The sequence below is a fragment of the Streptomyces sp. NPDC001156 genome (genome assembly GCF_053598275.1).
The window spans coordinates 1-1,490 of the sequence record NZ_JBSFJX010000527.1; the positions used below are offsets into that span (position 1 = coordinate 1).

At 67.7% G+C, this 1,490-nt stretch carries 4 protein-coding genes; 3 read left to right on the forward strand and 1 reads right to left on the reverse strand.

Features of this window, described 5'->3' with window-relative positions; genetic code table 11:
• Positions 1-383 precede the first annotated feature (383 nt).
• Positions 384-590, reverse strand: coding sequence for a hypothetical protein (locus ACWDA7_RS52830; RefSeq protein WP_450615356.1), 207 nt, complete (start codon positions 588-590; stop codon positions 384-386).
• Between the two features lie 86 nt (positions 591-676).
• Between ACWDA7_RS52830 and ACWDA7_RS52835 the strand changes: the two genes are divergently transcribed.
• The 3 genes from ACWDA7_RS52835 to ACWDA7_RS52845 all read left to right on the forward strand — a co-directional run bounded on the left by ACWDA7_RS52835 (position 677) and on the right by ACWDA7_RS52845 (position 1,428).
• A complete protein-coding gene (locus ACWDA7_RS52835; RefSeq protein ID WP_450615358.1) occupies positions 677-823 on the forward strand; it encodes a GNAT family N-acetyltransferase in 147 nt (48 codons plus the stop codon).
• A 111-nt stretch (positions 824-934) separates the two neighbouring features.
• Positions 935-1,222: a hypothetical protein gene (locus ACWDA7_RS52840; RefSeq protein WP_450615360.1), complete on the forward strand. Its 288-nt coding sequence runs from the start codon at positions 935-937 to the stop codon at positions 1,220-1,222.
• A complete protein-coding gene (locus ACWDA7_RS52845) occupies positions 1,219-1,428 on the forward strand; it encodes a hypothetical protein (protein WP_450615362.1) in 210 nt (69 codons plus the stop codon). Before ACWDA7_RS52840 ends, ACWDA7_RS52845 begins: the two co-directional genes overlap by 4 nt.
• The last annotated feature ends 62 nt before the right edge of the window (positions 1,429-1,490 follow it).

A 1,490-nucleotide genomic window follows, 5' to 3' on the forward strand; every position in this document is an offset into this window, starting at 1 on the left:
ACCGCGTCGCTCTGGTGCCAGCTGATGCGGGTCAGCTCGTCCATGTGCGGGTCGTGTTGCTCGGTGCTCATGCTGCTCCTCCCTTGTCCTGTGTGGTTCGGTGGTTGCCCCAGTCCGGGTCGCGTACGGGGGCTGGCGCCCGCGTCTCGGTGGCCGGGGTGCGCAGGATGCGCCAGCTGGTGCGGGGTCTGATGGTCTGCGGGGGAGTGTCAGTTGAACTTCGTCATCTGAGCGTCGGTGGCGCAGGCGCGGCGACCTGGTCGGTGGCGCTGACGGGTGATGCTCACGCGTTGCTGGCATGAGTGACGAAAGACCATGTCATTCTCACGCCGACCGCCAGCCTGGCAGCACGGCAGGTGCCGCGCTCGTACAGGCATCTTGTTTCACTCGTTGTGGGGGTCCTGTTGCGGCAGGGGTGCGGCTGGGGCGGGCTGCGCGGCAGCCCGGAGTTCGATGTCCACGATGGCGTTCGCGATCCCTTCCTTGCGCCACTTCTCGGGACGTTCGTCGCGCGACAGGCCGCCCTCGTAGGCCATGGTCAGCAGGGTGTCCTTGGTTTGGTAGTGCACCAGTTCGTTGACGCGGTGCATCCGCGATGCGGGCGATGTTGGCCTGGCGCTCTTCCTCGGACAGGGCCGGTTTGCTGGAGCGGGGCAACCGGGTCGAGGCAGGGACGGTGAGCAGCAACCTAGGATCGCAGCGCGTGCTCGCCAAGTGCGGATTCGAGGCCATCGGCACGGCCCGCAACTACCTGCACAATGACGGAGAATGGCGCAACCACATGCTCTTCCAGAAGATCCTCAACGATCGCGCTCCCATCTGACCCCGCGCGTGGTTGCCCGCAGAGGGGGATCGGAGGCGGTTTACTGCCTTGGCCGGGCCTGGCCCGCTACCCTGGCAGCAGGCATCCGGCCGCCAGAAGGGGAGTGAGGACATGGCGCACGACGAGTGGACCGTCGACGGGCTCCATGTCGCGCTGCCGCACAGCGTGCTGCGCCAGCAGCTCCTGCAGGACGTCAATTTGACCCGCATCGAGGAGCTGCCCCGCCGGCTGGAAGGGTGGGCATCAGCCGTGGAGACGCTCGAGGCAGCCCGGCCGCGTATCGAGGCGGCCCGCGCCGCCATGAAGGAGCACGGGCAGCTGCCTTCGGAGTACACGGACGCGGCCGACATGACCGGCACCATCGTGGACGACGCCCGGGGGCGGCGAGGCGTCGCGTGACCTTCCGCCTCCGGTTCCCCGCCGATCAGTTCGACGTCTACAAGCAGCTCCCCGACGAGGCACGCCAGGACATCGCGGCCTGCCTTGTCGACGCTCTGCAGGATCCGCTGGGGGCAAGCGAGCCCTATGGCGAGGACGACGGGATCGTGCGCACCGTTGCCCGCGGCCGCGCCTGTAGGGTTCCAAAAGCTCCGGATGTGCGCTGACCTGGGCGTTCGCTACGTGACGCGAGTTTCTTCAGGCGGTGTCTCGGTACTCGTGGATGGGG

Coding starts and splice junctions, on each gene's coding strand:
- ACWDA7_RS52840 (WP_450615360.1), top strand. CDS start 935: ATGGCGCACGACGAGTGGACCGTCGACGGGCTCCATGTCGCGCTGCCG.
- ACWDA7_RS52830 (WP_450615356.1), bottom strand. CDS start 590: ATGCACCGCGTCAACGAACTGGTGCACTACCAAACCAAGGACACCCTG.